This window comes from Flavobacterium sp. (assembly GCF_024710485.1).
In the GTDB taxonomy this organism is placed as follows: Bacteria; Bacteroidota; Bacteroidia; order Flavobacteriales; family Flavobacteriaceae; genus Flavobacterium.
This window is the reverse complement of record NZ_JANJUQ010000030.1, coordinates 136437-157648: the sequence shown is the minus strand read 5'-3', so window position 1 is coordinate 157648 and position 21212 is coordinate 136437. Positions and strand designations below refer to the sequence as shown.

Sequence of the window (21212 nt, the reverse complement as noted above, 5' to 3'; positions counted from 1 at the left end):
TAATTTAGGATTGGGAGTTTCATTTGTAAATGATAAAATCGGGCCTACCAGTGATAACACTATCTCGGCGGATTTATCCTATACCATTCAAACTTCAGAAGAATTTAAATTATCCTTTGGTATTAAAGCTTCAGGAAATTTATTCAACTTAGATGTTAACCGTTTGAATCCTGCCGATGCTAATGATCCGAACTTACAAAATTTCGACAATGATTTTTCGCCAAATTTTGGAGCAGGTATCTACTTGCACTCTGATAAAATGTATTTTGGTTTATCAGTTCCTAACTTTTTACAAGACTCTAAGTACAATGATAACGAGGTTGCTGTATTCCAAGAAAGAATGAACTTTTATGCTATCGGAGGTTATGTCTTTGACATTTCACCATCAGTGAAATTCAAACCAGCTTTCTTGACCAAGGTAGTTACAGGTTCACCTTTACAAGTAGATGCCTCTGCTAACTTCTTGTTCTTTGACAAGTTAATGTTGGGTGCTGCTTACCGTTGGGATGCCGCTGTAAGTGCATTGGCTGGTTTCCAAGTAACAGACGGATTATTCATCGGTTACAGTTACGATCGCGAGACAACTGAGTTGAGAAATTACAACTCAGGTTCACATGAGGTATTCTTACGATTTGAACTATTCAATAAAGTAAGTAAATTGGTATCACCTAGATTCTTCTAATAACAACGATTATGAAAAATAAAATTATATACTTAGTACTATTGACTTTCGCTGCTGTAAACAGCTATTCGCAAGTTGGGAAAAAAGAAGTAAAGGGAAATAAGGAGTATGACAAATACGCCTATATCGATGCCATTAAAACTTATGAGCGTATCTATGAAAAGGGATACAAATCTCCGGATATGCTGCTCAAGATTGGTAACGCATACTATTTTAATGCCGAATTAGAAAAGGCCAACAAGTGGTATGAGGAACTTTACGCCACCAACCCTGAACAAGAGCCGGAATTTTATTACCGCTATGCACAAACCTTGAGAGCTACAAAAAACTATGCAAAATCAGATGCCATGATGGCTAAGTTTGGTCAGAAAAGCGGGAATGACAGTCGACAAGAAATCTTCAACAAGAACAAAAACTATCTGGAGGTTATCAAAAAGAACTCAGGCCGTTATAAAATTGAAAATGCCGGAATTAACTCTAAATACTCAGATTACGGACCGGCTTATTTAGGAGATAAAGTAATCTTCACTTCTGCTCGTGATACCGGTAACTTCTCTAAAAGAATTCACACTTGGACCGGGCAGTACTTCACAAACTTGTACAGCTCGGCTTTAAGCGAAGATGGTTCTTTGAGCGGTGTAGATAAGTTTGGCAAAAAAATTAACACCAAATACCATGAAGATACACCGGCTTTCACCAAAGACGGAAAAACGGTTTACTTTACCCGTAATAACTATTTGGACGGAAGAGGTTTTGATGCCAACAAAGTAACTTTACTTAAAATCTACAAAGCTAATTTAGATGCCGACGGAAAATGGATCAACATTACGCCGTTACCTTTTAACAGTGACAGTTACCAAACGGCTCACCCTGCCCTATCACCAGATGAAAAAACGTTATACTTTGCCTCTGACATGCCTGGAACTCACGGTTTGTCCGACTTGTTCAGAGTGAAAATCAACGAAGACGGCAGTTTCGGAACACCTGAAAATTTAGGCAATACTATCAATACAGAAGGTAGAGAAACTTATCCTTTCGTGTCTGAAGATAATGAATTGTACTTCGCTTCTGACGGTCAACCCGGCTTAGGTGGTTTGGATATTTTTGTGACCCGTATCCCAAAAGACAACGGCAAATTTAAAGCACCTTTAAATATTGGTGAAGAAGGAAATAGTCCGAAAGATGATTTTGGATTTATCATCAACACCAAAACCAAAAGAGGTTTCTTGAGCTCTAACCGTGATGGTGGACAAGGAAGCGATGACATCTATAAGTTTTTAGAAACCAAACCTATTTTCTGCGATCAAATCTTATATGGTGTTATTACAGACGAAGATACTAAAGCTGTATTACCAAATACCAAATTGGTCTTAATGGATGAAAAATTCAATAAATTGAAAGAAACGGTTTCTGATGCCGAAGGCAAATATGAATTCACCGAAGTAGAATGTGGTACCAAATACTACGTAAATGCTTCTCTTGAAGATTATGAGACCAAAGAACCTGCCGTAATCATCGGTTCTGAATCCGGAAAAACCGAATTGAACATCGAGCTTAAGACCAAGACATGTCGCGTTAAGATTGGTGATGACTTAGCGGATTGTTTCAAAATCAACATCATTTACTTCGACTTAGACAAATGGAATATCCGTCCGGATGCTGCAGTTGATTTAGCCAAATTGTTGGATGTATTGAACCAAAATCCTACTATGAAAATCAACATTCGTTCACATACCGATAGCCGTGCTTCTCATGCTTACAACAAAAAATTGTCGGACAGAAGAGCAAAATCTACCAGAGATTGGTTAATCAAAAACGGTGTTGCTGCCGATCGTTTAACTGCTGAAGGTTTAGGTGAAACCGAATTGGTAAACAAATGTGCCGATGGCGTTCCATGTAGTGAAGAAGACCATCAGTTGAACAGAAGAAGTGAATTTATAATCACCAGTTTATAATTCAATTCCTAATAATGATATAAAAAGCACCCTAAAACGGGTGCTTTTTTTTATCTTTGGAACATGAAGATTACCAAACTATTCAAAGACTTTTTTGAAAGCGAAAGAGCCGGTGGATTTGTACTGATTCTATGTACACTACTTTCGCTATTATTGACAAACTCCTTTTTAAGTGAAGAATATCTTCACCTTTGGCATTACCAAATTGCAAATCATTCCGTCGAGCATTGGATTAATGATGGGTTAATGACCATCTTCTTTTTACTCATTGGTTTGGAATTGGAAAGAGAAGTGTATGCAGGAGAGCTATCCAATCTCAAAAATGCTTTGTTGCCCATATTTGCGGCCATAGGCGGTATGTTGGTTCCTGCGGGATTATACTTGTTTCTAAACTACGGAACTGATACCCAATCCGGAGCGGGAATTCCAATGGCTACTGACATAGCCTTTGCTTTGGGTATACTCTCGTTACTAGGCAATCGAGTACCGGTTTCGTTAAAAGTTTTTTTAACTGCGCTTGCCGTTATTGACGACTTGGGCGCCATTTTAATCATTGCCATATTCTATTCCAAAGGTTTGGTGATAACCAACCTTATGATAGCATTAGGCATCTTTGTATTTCTGTTAGTTTTGAACCGACTCAAAGTCAGAAACTTAATTCCATACCTGGTTAGCGGTGTAGTAATGTGGTATTTTATGTTGAACTCTGGCGTACATGCTACCATTACAGGTGTACTCTTAGCTTTTGCGATTCCTTTTGGTAATGGCGATGAAAAATCGACTTCTTATATCTTACAACATTTTTTGCACAAACCGGTAGCCTTTGTAATCTTGCCGCTTTTTGCCTTAGCCAATACCGCTATCGTCTTGAATTCTGATTGGCATTATGCCTTGAGTCATCACTACACTTTAGGTATTGCTCTGGGTTTAATCGTTGGAAAACCTCTTGGAATTATGCTGCTCAGTTATATAGCGGTAAAACTTAAGATTAGCCGTTTACCAAGAGATTTAAACTGGAAATCTGTCTTAGGAGTCAGCTTTTTAGGCGGAATCGGGTTTACGATGTCCATCTTCATCACACTCCTCGCCTTTTCCGACGGTGAACATATAGACAATGCCAAAATCATGATTTTAGTTTCGTCGTTGATAGCTGCTGTAATCGGGTTATTGTATTTAAAATCGATATTAAAACCTCAAAAAGTCTAATACCACTTTTTCTTTTTGAAGTAGTAAATCATTCCCAAGAGCAAAATCAACATAAAGGCCAACACTAAAAAGTAGCCGTATTGCCAATGGAGTTCCGGCATGTTGTCGAAGTTCATTCCGTAGATACCTACAATGAAAGTCAACGGCATAAAAAATACCGAAACGACAGTCAACGTTTTCATTACCTGATTCATCTTTTGGTTTTGGGCCGAGAAATAAAAGTTTGACGCACTGTCGAGCGAAGTCAAATCGTATTCAATTTGCTCCAACAATTCCAAACACTTTTGATGCAAACGCGAAAAGAAGCTGTAGTTATCGTGTTCAATCGTATTAAACACATTGTCGTCTTTGATACTTTTGATGGAATACAATGAATCGCGCAACGGAATAATCGACCGTTTCAAAAAGTTAAAATTGTCCCGATGTCTTTCAATTTGTTCCAATATTTGCGGACTGGTACTTGTTTTAGAAAGATTGATCAGTTCCTCTACACGATCTTCTTCGTTCTCTATAGTAATGTAAAAATTCTCCATCACGGCATCGAGTAACAAATACAATAAATAGTCAGCTTTCTTATCTCTTACAATACCGGAGTGCGTTCGGATGCGTTCGCGAATGTGTGTAAAAAAGTCGCTTCGCTTTTCCTGAAACGAAACCAAAATGCCATTTTTCAACAAAAAACTTATCTGTTCAACATTGATATTATCGCTGTTTTCTACCGGCAATAACGATTTAATATTGAAGAACAACACCTCGTGATATTCATCCAATTTAGTGCGTTTGGTGGTATTCAAAATATCGCCTAACATAAAGTTGTCGACTTGCAAAAAATCACCTATAGCTTTAATAACATCCGTATCATTGAGTCCGTGAATGTTTAGCCAATTGACTTTATCAGACGCCATACATTTTCCCAATTGCGAAGTGGAAAATTCATCAAACTCGGTCAAATCGTTCGTATCGTAAACAAACAATTGCATTTCTGTCTTAGTATGTTTGTGCACACCAGTATAGTCAAAAAAAGTTGGCTGTACTTTTCTACCCTTTTTGTATTTAATTTTTCTCACGGATTCTAAATTTGTTTAAAATTAAGCATATTTAGTTTTTTCAAACTATTTTTACCAAAAATCAACGCATGCAAACGCTTATTATCAATATCAAAGAATTACTGCAAGTACGCGAAACACCAATAGATAAAGTTTCCGGTAATGAGATGGCTATTTTACCCTCGATAAAAAATGCCTTTCTATTGGTAGAAGATGATACGATAGCCGCTTTCGGCAATATGGACAATTGTCCGAAACTCTCTCCTGACAAAACTATCGATGCCTCCGGAAAAATAGTACTTCCTTCTTGGTGTGACAGCCATACGCATCTGGTGTATGCCGGGAATCGCGAGCAGGAATTTGTGGATCGCATTAACGGTTTATCGTATGAGGAAATTGCCCAGCGTGGTGGTGGCATCCTAAATTCAGCGAAACGATTGAACGAAACTTCAGAAGATGAGATTTACCAACAATCAAAAAAGCGTTTGGAAGAAGTAATCCAACAAGGCACCGGCGCCATCGAAATCAAATCGGGTTACGGTTTGACGGTAGAAGGCGAATTGAAAATGTTGCGCGTGATAAAAAAATTAGCTCAGGATTATCCGATTGCTGTCAAATCAACGTTCCTGGGCGCGCACGCTTTTCCAACAGAATACAAAGAAAACCATTCAGCTTATATCGACATTATTATTAACGAAATGTTGCCTAAAATAGCCGAAGAAAATTTGGCGGATTACATTGATGCTTTCCTGGAAACCGGTTATTTTTCGGTAGCCGAAACCGAACGCATCATGGAAGCCGGGAAACAATACGGTTTGCAGGCTAAAATCCACGTGAACCAATTTACTGCTATTAGCGGAATTGCCGCTTGCGTGAAGCATAAGGCACTTTCTGTAGATCATTTGGAAATTGTAACCGAAGAAGATATTGAAGTCTTAAAAAACACCGAAACCATGCCAGTGGCTTTGCCGAGTTGTTCGTTCTTCATCAGTATTCCTTACACACCGGCAAGACAAATGTTGAATGCCGGATTGCCATTAGCTTTGGCAACCGATTTCAATCCGGGCACTACACCATCAGGAAATATGAATTTTGTGGTTGCCACAGCTTGTATCAAAATGAAAATGACACCGGAAGAAGCTATCAATGCGGCCACTATCAACGGTGCTTATGCTATGGGTTTATCGGCTACACATGGCAGTATTACGGTGGGCAAAAAAGCCAATTTGATTATTACTAAACCGTTGAATTCTTTTTATGAAATTCCGTATGCTTTTGGCAGCAATCCGGTCGAACAAGTACTTCTTAACGGTAAATTGATTTCATAAAAAAAGTCCTCCGAATGAACGAAGGACTTTAGTTTATGTTTATCGGAATCGATTATCTCAAAGAGAAACTGCTCTTAGAAACCAATTCTCCTTTATCGAATACATTTACAAAGTAAGTTCCTTTTGGAAAATCTTTACCCGGTAATTGCTCTTTCACATCAACGGTTTTGTTTTCATATTTAACCGTGGTAGTGAAACTGTAAGTCAATGATGTATCGCCGAAAGAAATAGTAGCTTTATCACCTAACACGTTGTTTTTAGCGTCAATTACCTGAACATAGTATACTTTATCTCCCGATTTGGCGATTTTGTTCTCAGCAATGGTAAAACTGATTTGAAGTAAATCGGCACGACTGGCTTTGTCGGTTTCAATTTGTTTACCGGAACTTCTTTGTTTGTAAGCCGCCGTTTTTAAATTGGTTACCGATAATTTTTGACCTTTTTCAACAGTTTTTGCCAATTCTTCGTTTTGACCAACCAATACCTGATTGTACTTTTTAGAATCTTCTAAAACTACTTTAGTGCTATCTAAATTAGTAGTCAACTCTTGATTTTGAGCTTTCAATACTTCAACTTCCTGCATCAGGTTTTTCATCTTTTGCTCCAAAGTCTTGTATTGTTCTTTGTATTTTCTCAAAGAAGCATTATCACCTTTTGAAGCTTTTAACTCGGCTATTAACTTGGTAACCTTTTCTCTTTCAGCAATTAATTCATCCGACATAGTAGTGTTTTCGGCAATGGCCTCATCGTAGGAAGCTTTCAACGTTTCCAAGTCTTTGAGCACACTTTCTTTTTCCGATTTTGTTTCTACAATAGTAGTTTCAAGAGTTTCAGCATCAGAAGTCAGTTTGAAAATATAAATCAAACTACCAACTAATAAAATAGCCAAAATGGCAATAATTGCTTTCAGTTTAGAGTTACCGTTTTGATTTTCCATAAGTTATAGATTTAATTAGAGCAAAAGTAATAATATTTAACATAGTAACGTGTAATTCCCCATTATATTATATTTTTGAGAAATTTTTAACACTAAAATGGAGCGTATCATTCCTTTTACCATAAGCGATTTGGCCAAAGTTACCAACCACCGAAGTGGCGAAGTAAAGTTTGGCGAAAAGATGCTGACCATCCCGAAAGGCGAAAACTGCATGACCTTTCTCAAAAATTGTGACGCTAAATATGCACTGTTGGGTATACCGGAAGATGTGGGTGTCAGAGCTAATTTTGGCCGTCCAGGAGCGGCTTCTGCCTGGCAAAGTGCCATCAGCAGTATTGCCAACATTCAACACAATCGCTTTTGTAAAGGCAGTCAAATAGTGGTTTTGGGTAAAATTGACATTTCCAAAGAAATGGAAGAAGCCAAGGACTTGGATTTTCACAAAACGGCCGACCGTAAATTGCTGACTACTTTAGTGGAACGCATCGACAAAGAAGTAGTTCATGTGATAACCTCCATCATCAAATGCGGAAAAACGCCGATTATTATTGGCGGCGGCCATAACAACGCCTACGGCAACATCAAAGGAACGGCTTTAGGTTTAGGAAAACCCATCAATGCCATAAATTTTGATGCGCATTCTGATTTCAGAATCTTAGAAGGGCGACACAGCGGCAATGGTTTCTCATACGCTTACGAAGAAGGTTTTCTTAAAAAGTATTTCATTTTTGGTTTGCACGAAAACTATACTTCTAAAAATGTACTCGACATTCTGAAAAAAATAGAAGCCAGAGTGAACTACAACACTTACGATGAAATTAAAGTTCGACAACAAAAAAACTTCCAACAAGAGTTAAATACGGCTTACGACTTCATTAAAAACGACGCTTACGGGATTGAAATCGATTTGGATGCTTTGCCCAATATTGCCAGCAGTGCTATGACTATGAGCGGTTTTTCGATAGAAGAATTGCGCCAGTTTGTGTACTTCTTCGGTAAAAATAAAAATGCGGCTTATTTACACATATGCGAAGGTGCTCCCGATTTAGGCGAAGAAAAAAACAATCATCTAATCGGAAAACTCATTGGCTACTTGGTCACCGATTTTATCAAAGCCAGAAAAGAACTTATATAAATTTCGAGTTCAAAGTTGCGAGTTCAAAGTTCATTCAGAAACCCAAAACTCGCAACCCGAAACTTGAAACATTGAACTCCTAACTAATAAAACCCTATCTTTGTGGCGGTTTGTACTTAATCGCAAACAAATTATATGTTATTCGAAGATTTATCATTATCCAAAAGTATTCAAAGAGCTGTTTTTGAAGAAGGATATACCAACCCCACGCCTATTCAAGAAAAAGCCATTCCGATTGTTTTAGCCGGAAAAGACTTAGTGGGCTGTGCTCAAACCGGCACGGGAAAAACCGCAGCATTTGCCATTCCCATTATACATCACTTACACCGAATGGTCGGTTCCTCTAAAAAAACCAAACAAATTCGCTGTTTAGTAGTGACACCAACCCGAGAGTTAGCCGTTCAAATTGGAGAAAGTTTTGACACCTACGGCAAATATACCAATTTAAGACAGTTGACCATTTTTGGCGGTGTGTCACAAGTACCGCAAGTTGACCAATTGAAAAAGGGCATTGATATTTTAATTGCTACGCCTGGCCGTCTTTTAGACTTGCACAAACAAGGTTTTTTAGATTTCGATCATTTGCACTTTTTAGTATTGGACGAATCCGATTTGATGCTCGATATGGGCTTTATCAATGACGTTAGAAAAATTGTGAAATTGGCACCAAATAATCGCCAAACGCTATTGTTCTCGGCCACTATGCCGATGGCGATACGCGAATTAGCCGATACATTCTTAAATAATCCGGAATACGTTTCGGTCACTCCTATTTCATCTACCGCCGAAATCATTGAACAACAAGTATATTTTGTTGATAAAGAGAACAAACGCGGGTTGTTATATCATTTGATTCGCAATCAAAATTTGAACAACGTATTGGTATTTGTCCGCACCAAACACGGTGCCGATAATGTGGTGAAGGCCTTGAAGAAAAACGGTGTCAATGCCGAAGCCATTCACGGCGACAAATCACAAACCGCTCGCCAACGCGTTTTAGATCAGTTTAAAAACAAGGAGATTACGGTTTTAGTGGCAACGGACATAGCCGCTCGTGGAATTGATATTGAAAGTTTGCCTTACGTAATCAATTTCGATTTGCCTAATATTCCGGAAACCTACGTTCACCGCATTGGTAGAACCGGTCGTGCCGGCAATGGCGGCATATCGATTTCTTTCTGTGGTAAAGACGAAGAAGTGTACTGGAAAGACATCTTAAAACTAATTAAGGTTAATGTAAAAATCATCAAAGACCATCCGTTTCCTTGGAAAGAAAGTATTCCCAATCCCGAGGCTAAACCCGATTTGAGAAATAAAAAGAAAACGAACAGTGAAAGTAAGTCGAGAAAATCGGTAGCGTCAAAGAAAAATAAAAAGCGTTGGTATTAATCAACGCTTTCTCTGTTTTTTACGTTATTACTAATCACTTGGAATAATTTTGACGGCTCGAAAGGTTTCACCATAATATCGTTCATACCAGCCGAAATAGCTTCTTCGGTGACTTCCTGCTTGTCGAACGCCGTGAGTGCAATAATCGGTATCTCTATTCCTTTTTCCCTGATTTTACGGGTAGTTTCAAAACCGTTGATTAACGGCATATTGATATCCATTAAAATCAAATCAAAACGTTCTCTCTCCAAAGCTACAATGGCAGCATAACCATCATCCACTATGGTACAAGTCATATTACTGCTTTGGATGATTTTTTTGGTCACCATTTGATTTATTTTATTGTCTTCAACCACCAAAATGTTGTACAAATGGCTATCGGATAAATCGACTTCAATATTATTGATGATTTCTTTTGATTTTTCTTCATCGTATTCGAAGCCAATGGTAAATGAAAAAGTTGTCCCGACATTTTCTTCGCTTTCGAGGTGAATTTCACTATCAAACAATTGAACCAAGCGCGAAACAATGGCCAAACCCAAACCTGTGCCTTGATAATCTTCTTCTTTTCGTTCGATTTGAACAAATTTATCAAAGATTTTATCCTGATCTTCTTTGGCTATGCCGATTCCGGTATCTTTAACTTTAAACTCGATATAATAGATTTTATCGACCACTTTTTTCAAATCAGCCGTCAAAGCCACTTCTCCATTTTTGGTAAATTTCAAAGCATTACTCACCAAATTCATAATGATTTGAGAAAGTCGCAATTTATCACCAATTAAAAACTCAGGTATGGCAGTATCTATTTCAATAATTAATTTATCGTTATTCTTTTCAGCTATATATTCTACCGAATTTTGAATGGTAGTGATTTCATCGGTAAGATTAAAAATTAAATTCTCCAAAACCACTCGTTTTTCTTCTATCTTATTGATTTGAAGAATATCATTAACCAGCGACAATAAGTACTTGGCGGAAAACTTGAGTGATTTTAAATGCGGACTATTGGCCAATTCTCTGTGTTCATCGGTAATGATGTTGGTGATTCCGATAACACCGTACAAAGGAGTTCGCAGCTCGTGTGTAATGGTAGAGACGAATTGTGATTTTAATCGAGACGCTTCTTCTGCTTTTTCCTTGGCTTCTTTGAGTGCTTCATTGGCTAACAACAGTTCCTGATTGGCTTGCTCCCGAAGTTTAACGTTTTTGTAAAGTGTTAAGAGTAATAACAATAATATGATTAAAATGATGATAAAAAGAATGACAACAAGTTTGGATTCTTTTAAACTCTTTTGGTGTTTTTCATTCTCAGATTCAATCTTTTCCAACTGCATTTTATACTCTTGCAATTCGATTTGATTGGCCGCTTTTTTTAGATTATTAATCTTTTCTTCCGAATAGACTATATTATCCAGTGAATCTAATTTTTGTTGATAAAGCTTGGTTTTTACTTTATCGTTGTGCTTTTTGTAATGTCTGACAAAATTCTCATATATATTCACCAAAAAGGCATCAAAGCCATTTTTCTTAGCGATTTGTTTGGCTGTTAAAAAATAGGCTTCCCCTTTTTCTTTTTCGTTGTTGTTACTGGAATAAATACCTAGTAATAAATATAACGACATCTTAGCCTCTTCATCTTCTCCGGCTAAAATTTGTTCTTTAATGTCTTTGATTTCCTGATTGCCCAAATCAAATTGATCAATGGCAAAGTATGCGCTGGCCAGATTGAGTTTGGTATACCGAATTTGCAGGGTATCTTTTATTTTCAAAGCATAATGAAGTGCCTTCTTGTAGTAGTTAATACCCTTGGCTACATCAATATCGTTGAAATAATAAACACTTCCGAGATTACTGTAAATCCAATTGAACATCTTATCATTGTTTACTTTTTTATTGTAAATCAATGCCTTATTATAAAATTCAATCGCTTTATCCGTTTCCGAACATTCATTTAAAATGGCTCCGATGGTGTTATAGGATTGTGCTATAAGTAAGTTGTCATCTATAGCAAAAGAACTGACCAAGGCTTGTTTAGAATAATCCAAAGCACTGTCGTATTTCGCTTCACCGAAATCGACCACAGCCAAATTGAGTAGTTTTTTTATAGCTGCTTTTTCACCTTCATGCTCCTGTGCTGGCACAGCAATAATTGAAAACAACAACCATAAAATCAAACCAATTAGTTTGTTCTTATTCATTAGGTTAGTTAAGGATATCAAATATACAGTTTTTTCAAAAAAAAATCCTGATTGCTCAGGATTTTAAAGTTGTATTGTTAATTTCTGATTAACTTTCTATATTTGATTCGTTTTGGAGTGGCATCAGCACCTAAACGTTTTTTCTTGTTTTCTTCGTATTCTGAGAAACCACCTTCAAAATAATACACTTCTGAATTGCCTTCGAAAGCCAAGATATGTGTACAAATCCTGTCCAAGAACCAACGGTCGTGACTAATCACTACGGCACATCCGGCAAAATTTTCCAAACCTTCTTCTAAAGCTCGTAAAGTATTCACGTCTAAGTCGTTGGTTGGCTCATCCAAAAGCAATACGTTGCCTTCTTCTTTTAAGGTCATAGCCAAATGCAAACGGTTGCGTTCTCCACCGGAAAGCGCCGACACTTTTTTGTTTTGGTCACTACCTCCGAAGTTGAAACGCGATAAGTAAGCTCTGGAATTCACCTGTCTTCCTCCCATCATAATCAATTCTTGACCATCGCAGAAGTTTTCCCAAATGGTTTTGTTCGGATCGATGTTGGAATGTGTTTGGTCGACATAAGCAATTTTAACTGTATCACCAATTGCAAATTCCCCGGCATCCGGTTTTTCTTCACCCATAATCATTCGGAATATAGTTGATTTTCCGGCACCGTTTGGCCCGATAATTCCAACAATTCCCGCTTGTGGCAAGGTAAAATTCAAATTGTCGTATAACAATTTATCACCAAACGCTTTGGCAACGCCTTTGGCTTCAATTACATTGGTTCCCAATCTTGGTCCGTTCGGGATGTAGATTTCTAATTTTTCGTCGAGAACTTTTTGGTCTTCATTTAAGAGCTTGTCGTAATTCTGCAAACGTGCTTTTTGTTTGGTTTGTCTTCCTTTAGCTCCTTGGCGAACCCATTCTAACTCACGTTCTAATGTTTTTCTTCGTTTGGAAGCTACTTTTTCTTCCTGTTCTAAACGTTTTGATTTTTGGTCTAACCAAGACGAATAATTGCCTTTCCACGGAATACCTTCTCCTCTATCCAATTCTAAAATCCATCCGGCAACATTGTCTAAGAAATAACGGTCGTGCGTTACAGCGATTACCGTTCCGGAGTATTGTGCCAAATGCTGCTCCAACCAAAGAACGCTTTCCGCATCTAAGTGGTTGGTTGGCTCGTCTAACAACAATACATCAGGTTGTTGTAATAATAAACGACATAAAGCTACTCTTCGTTTTTCTCCACCCGACAAAACGCTGATAGGCATATCGCCTTCCGGAGTTCGAAGCGCGTCCATAGCTACTTCTAATTTATTATCGATTTCCCAAGCGCCGGCTGCGTCAATTCTATCTTGCAATTCGGCTTGTCTGTCCATGAGTTTCTGCATCTTGTCGGCATCTTCATACACTTCCGGAAGACCGAACATGTCGTTGATTTTGTTAAACTCGTCAAGAATAGCCATAGTTTCGGCTACGCCTTCGCGAACGACTTCAATCACTGTTTTGCTTTCGTCTAACTGTGGTTCTTGTTCCAAATACCCAACGGTATAGCCGGGTTGAAATACCACATCTCCTTGGTAATTTTTGTCTACTCCTGCGATAATGCGCAACAACGAAGATTTACCGGAACCATTTAAACCCAAGATTCCGATTTTAGCTCCGTAAAAGAAACTCAAATAGATATTTTTTAAAACTTGTTTATCACTTCCTTGGTAGGATTTGCTCACACGTTGCATGGAGAAAATCACTTTTTTATCATCTGACATAATAGAGGTTGTTAGAGTATTATTTTTTAATTTAATTTTTTAGAATTTATACGCGACCTTTAAGCGAACTGAATACCCATGCATTGGCTAAAAAACCAACACCGACAGCACCAAATCCCCAACCGGCTACGTCTGCATAACGGTAAACTCCGAGTCCGATTAAAATGAGTCCCATGATAATCATTATAAAAGTTGCCCAGCCTAAGACTGTATTTTTATTCATTGCCATAATTTTGTGGTTTTAATTTTTCGGATGACAAATATCGTTAAAAATTATAAAATATGTGTCATGAATTGACAGCTTTGCCTCGATGAAATTTAGACTGACAAACTATTTTTTTTCTTTACAAATAACTTTATAAAGTGTTACTTAAAAATACTGAGCAACATTTCTTTATACAATTCGGCATCGTTTAAGTTAGCTGCTCCGACACCTTTACTTTTCACGTCGATATCACGAAGAGCCGCCACGATTCCACTAACTTTTCGCATTGGATATCTTTTGGATGCTTCTATGTAATCATTAACAAAATACGGATTTACCTTAAGTACTTTGGCCACATTGCCGGGTGATTTGTCTTTTAAACCGTGGTATTGCAACAAGGCAGAGAAAAAAGAAAACACCTGTGCGTTAACTACTACCATCGGGTTTTCTTTTTGATTTTGGGCAAAATAGGTAGCAATTTGATGCGCTTTGGCTTTATTGCCTTCACCTATGGCTTTTCGGAATTCGAACACATTAAAGTCTTTGCTGAATCCGATATTCTCTTCAATGTGATTCGGCGTAATGGTACTGCCTTTGGGAAGAATTATTTCAAGTTTGTTAAGTTCGTTGGCAATCCTACTCAAATCATTTCCTAAAAAAGCCACCAATAAAGCATTGGCTTTGGGTTCAATCGAATATCCTCTACCTTGCAAAACCCTGTTGATCCATTGGCCGACTTGGTTTTCATACATCTTTTTACTCTCGTAAACCAATCCGTGTTTTTCTAACGTTTTGGTTACTTTTTTTCTTTTATCCAAAGTTTTATACTTGTAGGCAAAAACCAAAACCGTTGTGGGCTGCGGATTCTGTGCGTAAGCTTCCAACTTGTCAATGTTCTTAGCCAAATCTTGTGCTTCTTTAACGACGACAACTTGCCGTTCCGCCATCATGGGATAACGCTTGGCATTGGCTACAATATCATCAATAGTAGTGTCGCGACCGTAGAGCACAGTTTGATTGAATCCTTTTTCGTCGTCACACAACAAATTGTTTTCTAAATATTCCGTGATGCGATCAATATAATACGGCTCTTCTCCCATTAAAAAATAAATGGGCTTGATGTTTCCGGCTTTGATATCGTTGATAATCTTTACTACTTCGTCCAAAATAAGTTGATTTGGTTGTTGGTATTTTATTGAATTGACTGTAGCTTTGTGAAATGCAAAAACTGAATTTCCCAAACTATTCGTTTCGCTTCAAAAATAGTGAAAATAAAGTGTCTGTTTTTGACGAAATCAGGAAAAAGTTTATTATTCTGACTCCAGAAGAATGGGTTCGTCAACACACTATTCAGTTTTTATTACTGGATAAAAAATATCCAAAAGCCTACCTCAACGCCGAAAAAACGATAGAAATCAACGGTACAAAAAAGCGTTATGACATAGTTGTTTTTAAACCCAATGGCGAATTGTTCCTGTTAATTGAATGCAAAGCTCCCGAAGTGACTATCAACCAACAAACTTTTGATCAAATAGCCCGTTACAATTTAAAGTTGAAAGCCGATTATTTGATGGTAACCAACGGTCTAAATCACTACTTTTGCCAAATGGACTTCGAACAGGAACAGTATGTGTTTCTCAAAGAATTACCCGATTATCCTAAATTATAAGTCTTGAAAAAAATAGCTGTTGTCATATTGAACTGGAACGGTGCAAAATTGTTGGAACAGTTTCTGCCCTCGGTCGTTGCGTACTCTGAAGAAGCTAAAATTTATGTCGCCGACAATGCTTCCACAGACAATTCCCTGAAAATCATCCAGTCGAAATTTCCTCAAATAACAATTATCAAAAACGACAGCAATTACGGATTTGCCAAAGGCTATAATATGGCTTTGCAACAGGTAGAAGAAGACTATTATGCACTGGTAAATTCAGATATCGAAGTAACTCCCAATTGGTTATCACCTATTCTATCCGTTTTTGACAACGAGCCGAACATCGGAATAATCCAACCCAAAATTCTGGATTTCAAAAATAAAGCCTACTTTGAATATGCCGGTGCGGCCGGTGGTTACATCGATCAATTTGGCTATCCGTTTTGCCGCGGACGAATCTTTGATACCATTGAAAAAGATCAAGGCCAATACAATGATGATGTTGACATTTTCTGGGCCAGTGGCGCTTGTTTGTTCATCCGAAAAGATATTTACAGAAAGCTGAATGGTTTCGACGACGATTTCTTTGCCCATCAGGAAGAGATTGATTTATGTTGGCGCGCTTTCAACTTGGGCTATACGGCAAGATATACTTCTAAATCGGTAGTGTATCACGTGGGCGGCGCAACTTTAAACGAAGGGCATCCGAGGAAAACGTTCCTCAATTTCAGAAATTCTCTATTGATGCTGACTAAAAATTTACCTGAGAGAAAACTGTTTTTCCTTTTATTTATTCGATTGTGCTTAGACGGTTTAGCAGGAATTCAATTTATCTTAAAAGGAAAATTCAAACATTGCTGGGCTATTATCAAAGCACATTTTGCTTTTTACAGCTTGATAAACAAAACTTTAAAAAAACGAACCGGTAACAAAGCCGACAATTACTACCATTGCAAAAGCATCGTTTATCAATATTTTGTCAAGAACGGCAAGGTTTTTGAGTCCTGATTTTAACAAGAGTTTATCATTCTTTCGAATTGATTAAACTTAAAATGTCGTAATTTTGTTAAAATTTTAATCCCAGACTTATGAGAAAAGTGATTTTTGCCCTTTCATTGGCTACATTGACATTGACTTCCTGCGGAACTAAGAAAAAAATTGCCGCTCTAGAAGCACAAAACAAAGAATGTCAGGACTTATTGAATTCAACTACTGTTAAATTAAATTTATGTCTTTCCGAAAAAGAGGCGTTATCTAAACAAAATGAGTATCTGAAACAAAACAATTCCGATTTAATTAACAATCAGAAAGAATTGACTTTACTAACATCCAAAGGTGCTCAAAACTTGGAAAAATCGTTGGAAAGTTTAAAAGAAAAGGATTTAAAAATTACCCGTTTACAAGATGCTTTAACCCGCAAAGACAGCGTAACTTTAGCCTTAGTAACCAGTTTAAAAAGTTCGGTAGGTATTTCTGACCCGGACATTGAAGTAAATGTTGAAAAAGGTGTGGTGTTTATTTCTATCGCCGATAAATTGTTGTTCAAAAGCGGAAGCTACGTGGTAAGCGACAGAGCCAAAGAAGTTTTAGCTAAAGTGGCGAAAGTAATCAACGACAAACCAACCTTTGAATGTATGGTAGAAGGTCATACTGATAACGTACCTTTCACAGGCAATGCAGTACTTCTTGACAACTGGGATTTGAGCGTTAAACGTTCTACTGCTATCATCAGAGTATTGACTAAAGAATTAGGGGTAAAACCTTCTCAGTTGATTGCTGCCGGACGCGGAGAGTACATTCCGTTAGTGGACAACAGTTCCGCTGATAACCGTTCCAAAAACAGAAGAACACGCATCGTGGTTTTACCTAAGATTGACGAGTTCTACGATATGATTGAAAAAGAAATGAAAAATCAGAAAAAACAATAAGCTGATTTAATCTTGAGTAATAAAAAAACGCCCTGAATTTTGGGGCGTTTTTAGTTGAATACTATATGCTTTAGAAATTTTAATCGCTTTAAAAAATATCAGGATCTCCTTTGCCTTCACGTACCACTATCGGTTCATATCCTGACAAATCGATTATAGTAGAACCTATATTATCGCCGTAACCGCCGTCAATCACCAAATCGACTTTGTTTTGCCATTTTTCAAAGATTAACTCCGGATCAGTAGAATATTCCAAAACCTCATCTTCGTCGTGTATGGAAGTCGACACTATAGGATTACCCAGCATTTTTACTATCTCGCGAGCGATATTGTTATCGGGCACACGAATCCCAACGGTTTTCTTTTTACGGAATTCTTTCGGTAAATCGTTATTTCCGGGAAGAATAAAAGTATACGGTCCGGGAAGTGTTCGCTTCAAAATCTTAAATGTAGTCGTATCAATCTGACGAACATAATCCGACAAATTACTCAAATCGTAACAGACAAACGAAAAGTTGGCTTTTTCCAGTTTAATCCCTTTGATTTTAGCGATGCGTTCCAAGGCTCTCGAATTGGTAATGTCGCAACCCAAACCGTAAACCGTATCGGTTGGATAAATTACCAAACCACCGTCGCGCAGTACTTCCACTACTTTTTTAATAGCAGCTTCGCTGGGCTTGTCTTCGTATATTTTGATAAATTCGGCCATATTTTTGATTGTTAGACTTCTTAGATTATTAGACCAATTAGAAAATATTGTATTTAAAAAATTTATCCTATAACATCAAGTTTGGCAAAGCGCAACAACAATTTTTTGATGCCGCCAACTTCAAACTTGATTTCTGCTTTTCTGTCGGCGCCAACGCCTTCTATATTGATGATTTCTCCTTTTCCGAAGCGTTCGTGCATCACAATATTACCAACGACTAATTTGTTGTCGAATAAGTTGCCTGCTGCCGGTGCTGTGCCCGAAACCGGTTTCAATTTACGAATATTTGCCGAAGATGCCGGTTCTTCCCTGTAGTTTTTTGGCGGAATGCCGGCTACCGGTTTGGACAATCGCAACTTCGATTTGTCGATATCACCAAAAATGTCCAAATCTATAGTTGGCTTATAAGTGTAACCGCCGCGATCCATTGGGTTGATGTATTCCAGATATTGGTCGTCTATTTCTTCAATAAAACGCGATGGTTCCGCATCGGTGAGTTTGCCCCAACGGTAACGCGATTGCGCGTAAGTCAGATATGCTTGATGTTCGGCACGCGTCAAAGCTACGTAAAACAAGCGGCGTTCTTCTTCGAGTTCGCTACGGGTATTCAAACTCATCGCACTCGGGAACAAGTCTTCTTCCATACCAACCACAAATACATACGGGAATTCGAGTCCTTTAGCTAAGTGAATGGTCATCAAAGCTACTCGGTCATCATCGCCGGTGTCGTTGTCTAAATCGGTGGCCAAGGCTACATCTTCTAAGAATTCGGATAAGGCACCGCGGGCGCCGTCGACTTCCTTCTGTCCTTCGATAAAATCTTTGATACCGCCCATTAAGGTTTCGATGTTTTCGATGCGAGCGATACCTTCGGGTGTAGCGTCTTTTTTGAGTTCCTGAATCAAACCGGTTTTTTTGGCTACGTGCTCGGTCAACACAAAAGCATCTTGTTGCTCGTTAATGACTTGAAAACTCTTAATCATCGTAACAAAATCCTGCAACTTTTGCTTGGTTCCGGCGTTGAGTTTTAAATCGATTTTATCAATGTGCTCCATTACTTCAAAAATGGAACGCTTGTAGTGATTGGCCGCAACAGTTAATTTTTCAACCGTGGTATCTCCAATACCGCGCGCCGGATAATTGATAACACGCACCAAAGCTTCTTCGTCTTTCGGATTGATAACCAAGCGAAGGTAACTCAACACGTCTTTGATTTCTTTGCGTTGGTAGAACGACAAACCTCCGTAAATGCGATACGGAATGTCACGCTTGCGCAAAGCATCTTCAATGGCTCGAGATTGGGCGTTGGTTCGGTACAAAATAGCAAACTGACCGTTCATGAGTTGGTTGCGCATCTTTTGCTCGAAAATTTCACCGGCTACAAATCGCCCTTCTTCTCCATCGGTAATACTTCGGTGAACTTTAATTTTCGGACCAAAATCATTCGCGGTCCAAACCACTTTGTCGAGTTTGGTTTTGTTTTTATCGATGATTGAATTGGCAGCTTCCACTATGTTTTTGGTCGAACGGTAGTTTTGCTCCAATCGATAGGTTTTTACATTATCGTAATCTTTCTGGAAATTGAGAATGTTGTTGATATTGGCACCACGAAACGCATAAATACTCTGCGCGTCATCGCCAACCACACAAATATTTTGAAAACGATCGGACAAAGCCCTAACAATAAGGTATTGCGAGTGGTTGGTATCTTGGTACTCATCGACCAAAATATAGCGAAAACGGTCTTGATACTTGGCCAACACATCCGGAAAACGATTGAGCAATTCGTTGGTTTTCAGCAACAAATCGTCGAAATCCATGGCGCCGCTTTTGAAACAACGCTCTACATAGGCTTGGTAAATTTCGCCCATCCGTGGTTTTTTGCTCATCGCATCGGCTTCCATCAGTTCGGGATTGTTGAAATAGGCTTTTACAGTAATCAACGAGTTTTTGTACGATGATATTCGGCTGTAAACCTGTTTGGGTTTGTAGATATCCTTGTCCAACTGCATTTCTTTGATAATCGCCGAAATCAAGCGCACACTGTCTTGCGTATCATAGATGGTAAAATTCGACGGATAGCCGAGTTTCTCTGCTTCGATACGCAAAATTTTGGCGAATACCGAGTGGAAGGTTCCCATCCAAAGGTTCTTGGCTTCGTTATTCCCAACGATATCGGCAATACGTTTTTTCATTTCGCGTGCCGCTTTGTTGGTAAAGGTTAAAGCCAAAATGTTAAACGCATCAACGCCTTGACTCATCAAATAAGAAATGCGCACGGTAAGTACCCGTGTTTTCCCCGAACCGGCGCCGGCAATAATAATCATCGGACCGTCTTTTTGAAAAACAGGTGCTTGTTGGGCTTCGTTAAGTTGGGAAATATATTGTTGCATTTCAGGTACAAAGTTGCTAAGGTTCTGAGGCACTAAGGCTAATAATCGAAATGGACAAATTTAAGCTTACTTAAGCTGAATTGCAATATAGATTATGGCGTATTTCTATTATATTTGTCAACAATTTTTAGCAATTAATTCTATGAATGCAGATAAAATACTCGAGTTAATGATGTACACGGTGCCATCTTTGGTAACGGGTGGTGTGGCGTATTATTTGTTTGACAGTTATTTTAAAGACCAAAAGCACACGCGTCGTTGGTTGTTGCAAAAAGAAAATCAAAAACAATCCTTGCCATTGCGACTGCAGGCTTATGAACGCATGGCTTTGTTTTTAGAGCGCATTAATCCGGCTAAGTTGTTGATTCGTGTGGCTCCGTTAGGAACCAATAAAGAAGAATACCAAAACCTCATCATTCGCCATATCGACCAGGAATTTGAGCACAATTTAACACAGCAAGTGTATATCTCCGATGAATGTTGGACGATGATTATCACCGCGAAAAACACCATCATTCAAAACATTCGAAAAGCTACTGCTGACGAATCGGTTAAAAGTGCCGATGAATTAAGAGAAAAAATTCTGAGTAACTTATTGCAAGACGAAGTCGCTACCAATGTAGCACTCGCCTTTTTGAAAAGTGAAGTCAGTGAAATTTTAGGATAAAAAAA

General features: G+C 38.3%; 18 protein-coding genes. 10 read left to right on the top strand and 8 right to left on the bottom strand.

The features are described from left to right. The 3 genes from Q0M21_RS07380 to nhaA all read left to right on the top strand — a co-directional run. On the top strand, positions 1-682 hold a 682-nt coding region (locus tag Q0M21_RS07380; RefSeq protein WP_295336449.1), incomplete at its 5' end, for a type IX secretion system membrane protein PorP/SprF. Between the two features lie 11 nt (positions 683-693). After that, complete coding sequence (locus Q0M21_RS07375; RefSeq protein ID WP_295336418.1) at positions 694-2637, top strand: OmpA family protein; 1944 nt, start codon at positions 694-696, stop codon at positions 2635-2637. 63 nt (positions 2638-2700) lie between these two features. Continuing rightward, the gene (gene nhaA / locus Q0M21_RS07370) at positions 2701-3843 is read left to right on the top strand and encodes a Na+/H+ antiporter NhaA (protein WP_295336414.1); all 1143 of its coding nucleotides are present in this window, start codon (positions 2701-2703) and stop codon (positions 3841-3843) included. On the opposite strand, the gene corA is transcribed toward nhaA, so the two are convergent. Next, positions 3840-4910 carry a magnesium/cobalt transporter CorA gene (gene corA / locus Q0M21_RS07365; RefSeq protein WP_295336412.1) on the bottom strand — a complete coding sequence of 357 codons (1071 nt, stop codon included), beginning with the start codon at positions 4908-4910 and terminating at the stop codon, positions 3840-3842. The genes nhaA and corA overlap by 4 nt on opposite strands. A gap of 68 nt (positions 4911-4978) precedes the next feature. On the opposite strand from corA, the gene hutI reads away from it, so the two are divergent. Continuing rightward, entirely contained in the window at positions 4979-6217 is a 1239-nt protein-coding gene (gene hutI, locus Q0M21_RS07360; protein ID WP_295336409.1) for an imidazolonepropionase, read from the top strand. A 52-nt stretch (positions 6218-6269) separates the two neighbouring features. Here hutI and Q0M21_RS07355 read toward each other — a convergent pair whose 3' ends face one another. Beyond that, positions 6270-7154, bottom strand: a complete 885-nt coding sequence (locus Q0M21_RS07355; RefSeq protein WP_295336406.1) for a hypothetical protein — start codon at positions 7152-7154, stop codon at positions 6270-6272. 97 nt (positions 7155-7251) lie between these two features. Here Q0M21_RS07355 and Q0M21_RS07350 point away from each other — a divergent pair, with 97 nt between their 5' ends. Beyond that, on the top strand, positions 7252-8289 hold the full coding sequence (locus Q0M21_RS07350; protein WP_295336404.1) for a formimidoylglutamase: 1038 nt from the start codon (positions 7252-7254) through the stop codon (positions 8287-8289). Positions 8290-8424: 135 nt separating this feature from the next. Further along, positions 8425-9678 carry a DEAD/DEAH box helicase gene (locus Q0M21_RS07345; protein ID WP_295336401.1) on the top strand — a complete coding sequence of 418 codons (1254 nt, stop codon included), beginning with the start codon at positions 8425-8427 and terminating at the stop codon, positions 9676-9678. Here Q0M21_RS07345 and Q0M21_RS07340 read toward each other — a convergent pair. From Q0M21_RS07340 to holA, 4 genes are all read right to left on the bottom strand, one after another. Then, the gene (locus tag Q0M21_RS07340; protein WP_295336398.1) at positions 9675-11879 is read right to left on the bottom strand and encodes a response regulator; all 2205 of its coding nucleotides are present in this window, start codon (positions 11877-11879) and stop codon (positions 9675-9677) included. The two genes, Q0M21_RS07345 and Q0M21_RS07340, sit on opposite strands and share 4 nt — an antisense overlap. 77 nt (positions 11880-11956) lie before the next feature. Next, the gene (ettA, locus tag Q0M21_RS07335; RefSeq protein ID WP_295336395.1) at positions 11957-13651 is read right to left on the bottom strand and encodes an energy-dependent translational throttle protein EttA; all 1695 of its coding nucleotides are present in this window, start codon (positions 13649-13651) and stop codon (positions 11957-11959) included. 46 nt (positions 13652-13697) lie between these two features. Beyond that, complete coding sequence (locus tag Q0M21_RS07330; protein WP_295336392.1) at positions 13698-13880, bottom strand: CAL67264 family membrane protein; 183 nt, start codon at positions 13878-13880, stop codon at positions 13698-13700. Positions 13881-14017: 137 nt separating this feature from the next. Next, on the bottom strand, positions 14018-15022 hold the full coding sequence (gene holA, locus Q0M21_RS07325) for a DNA polymerase III subunit delta (RefSeq protein WP_295336389.1): 1005 nt from the start codon (positions 15020-15022) through the stop codon (positions 14018-14020). 53 nt (positions 15023-15075) lie between these two features. Here holA and Q0M21_RS07320 point away from each other — a divergent pair, with 53 nt between their 5' ends. From Q0M21_RS07320 to Q0M21_RS07310, 3 genes are all read left to right on the top strand, one after another. Beyond that, positions 15076-15525: a type I restriction enzyme HsdR N-terminal domain-containing protein gene (locus Q0M21_RS07320; RefSeq protein WP_295336386.1), complete on the top strand. Its 450-nt coding sequence runs from the start codon at positions 15076-15078 to the stop codon at positions 15523-15525. A 3-nt stretch (positions 15526-15528) separates the two neighbouring features. Continuing rightward, positions 15529-16518, top strand: coding sequence for a glycosyltransferase family 2 protein (locus Q0M21_RS07315; RefSeq protein WP_295336383.1), 990 nt, complete (start codon positions 15529-15531; stop codon positions 16516-16518). Positions 16519-16598: 80 nt separating this feature from the next. Next, positions 16599-17438 (top strand): OmpA family protein, encoded by an 840-nt coding sequence (locus Q0M21_RS07310; protein WP_295336381.1) that lies wholly within the window; start codon positions 16599-16601, stop codon positions 17436-17438. Between the two features lie 88 nt (positions 17439-17526). Here the strand turns inward: Q0M21_RS07310 and Q0M21_RS07305 are convergent, their stop codons facing one another. Next, complete coding sequence (locus Q0M21_RS07305; protein WP_295336378.1) at positions 17527-18147, bottom strand: L-threonylcarbamoyladenylate synthase; 621 nt, start codon at positions 18145-18147, stop codon at positions 17527-17529. A 62-nt stretch (positions 18148-18209) separates the two neighbouring features. Beyond that, a complete protein-coding gene (locus tag Q0M21_RS07300) occupies positions 18210-20540 on the bottom strand; it encodes an ATP-dependent helicase (protein ID WP_295336375.1) in 2331 nt (776 codons plus the stop codon). Between the two features lie 142 nt (positions 20541-20682). On the opposite strand from Q0M21_RS07300, the gene Q0M21_RS07295 reads away from it, so the two are divergent. Continuing rightward, complete coding sequence (locus tag Q0M21_RS07295) at positions 20683-21207, top strand: hypothetical protein (protein WP_295336373.1); 525 nt, start codon at positions 20683-20685, stop codon at positions 21205-21207. The last annotated feature ends 5 nt before the right edge of the window (positions 21208-21212 follow it).

What these genes read in the sequence shown, in the direction of transcription:
- nhaA (WP_295336414.1), top strand. Translation starts at nt 2,701, where the DNA reads ATGAAGATTACCAAACTATTCAAAGACTTTTTTGAAAGCGAAAGAGCC.
- ettA (WP_295336395.1), bottom strand. Translation starts at nt 13,651, where the DNA reads ATGTCAGATGATAAAAAAGTGATTTTCTCCATGCAACGTGTGAGCAAA.
- Q0M21_RS07300 (WP_295336375.1), bottom strand. Translation starts at nt 20,540, where the DNA reads ATGCAACAATATATTTCCCAACTTAACGAAGCCCAACAAGCACCTGTT.
- Q0M21_RS07310 (WP_295336381.1), top strand. Translation starts at nt 16,599, where the DNA reads ATGAGAAAAGTGATTTTTGCCCTTTCATTGGCTACATTGACATTGACT.
- Q0M21_RS07375 (WP_295336418.1), top strand. Translation starts at nt 694, where the DNA reads ATGAAAAATAAAATTATATACTTAGTACTATTGACTTTCGCTGCTGTA.
- Q0M21_RS07320 (WP_295336386.1), top strand. Translation starts at nt 15,076, where the DNA reads ATGCAAAAACTGAATTTCCCAAACTATTCGTTTCGCTTCAAAAATAGT.
- Q0M21_RS07295 (WP_295336373.1), top strand. Translation starts at nt 20,683, where the DNA reads ATGAATGCAGATAAAATACTCGAGTTAATGATGTACACGGTGCCATCT.
- Q0M21_RS07330 (WP_295336392.1), bottom strand. Translation starts at nt 13,880, where the DNA reads ATGGCAATGAATAAAAATACAGTCTTAGGCTGGGCAACTTTTATAATG.
- Q0M21_RS07355 (WP_295336406.1), bottom strand. Translation starts at nt 7,154, where the DNA reads ATGGAAAATCAAAACGGTAACTCTAAACTGAAAGCAATTATTGCCATT.
- hutI (WP_295336409.1), top strand. Translation starts at nt 4,979, where the DNA reads ATGCAAACGCTTATTATCAATATCAAAGAATTACTGCAAGTACGCGAA.
- Q0M21_RS07345 (WP_295336401.1), top strand. Translation starts at nt 8,425, where the DNA reads ATGTTATTCGAAGATTTATCATTATCCAAAAGTATTCAAAGAGCTGTT.
- Q0M21_RS07340 (WP_295336398.1), bottom strand. Translation starts at nt 11,879, where the DNA reads ATGAATAAGAACAAACTAATTGGTTTGATTTTATGGTTGTTGTTTTCA.
- Q0M21_RS07305 (WP_295336378.1), bottom strand. Translation starts at nt 18,147, where the DNA reads ATGGCCGAATTTATCAAAATATACGAAGACAAGCCCAGCGAAGCTGCT.
- Q0M21_RS07350 (WP_295336404.1), top strand. Translation starts at nt 7,252, where the DNA reads ATGGAGCGTATCATTCCTTTTACCATAAGCGATTTGGCCAAAGTTACC.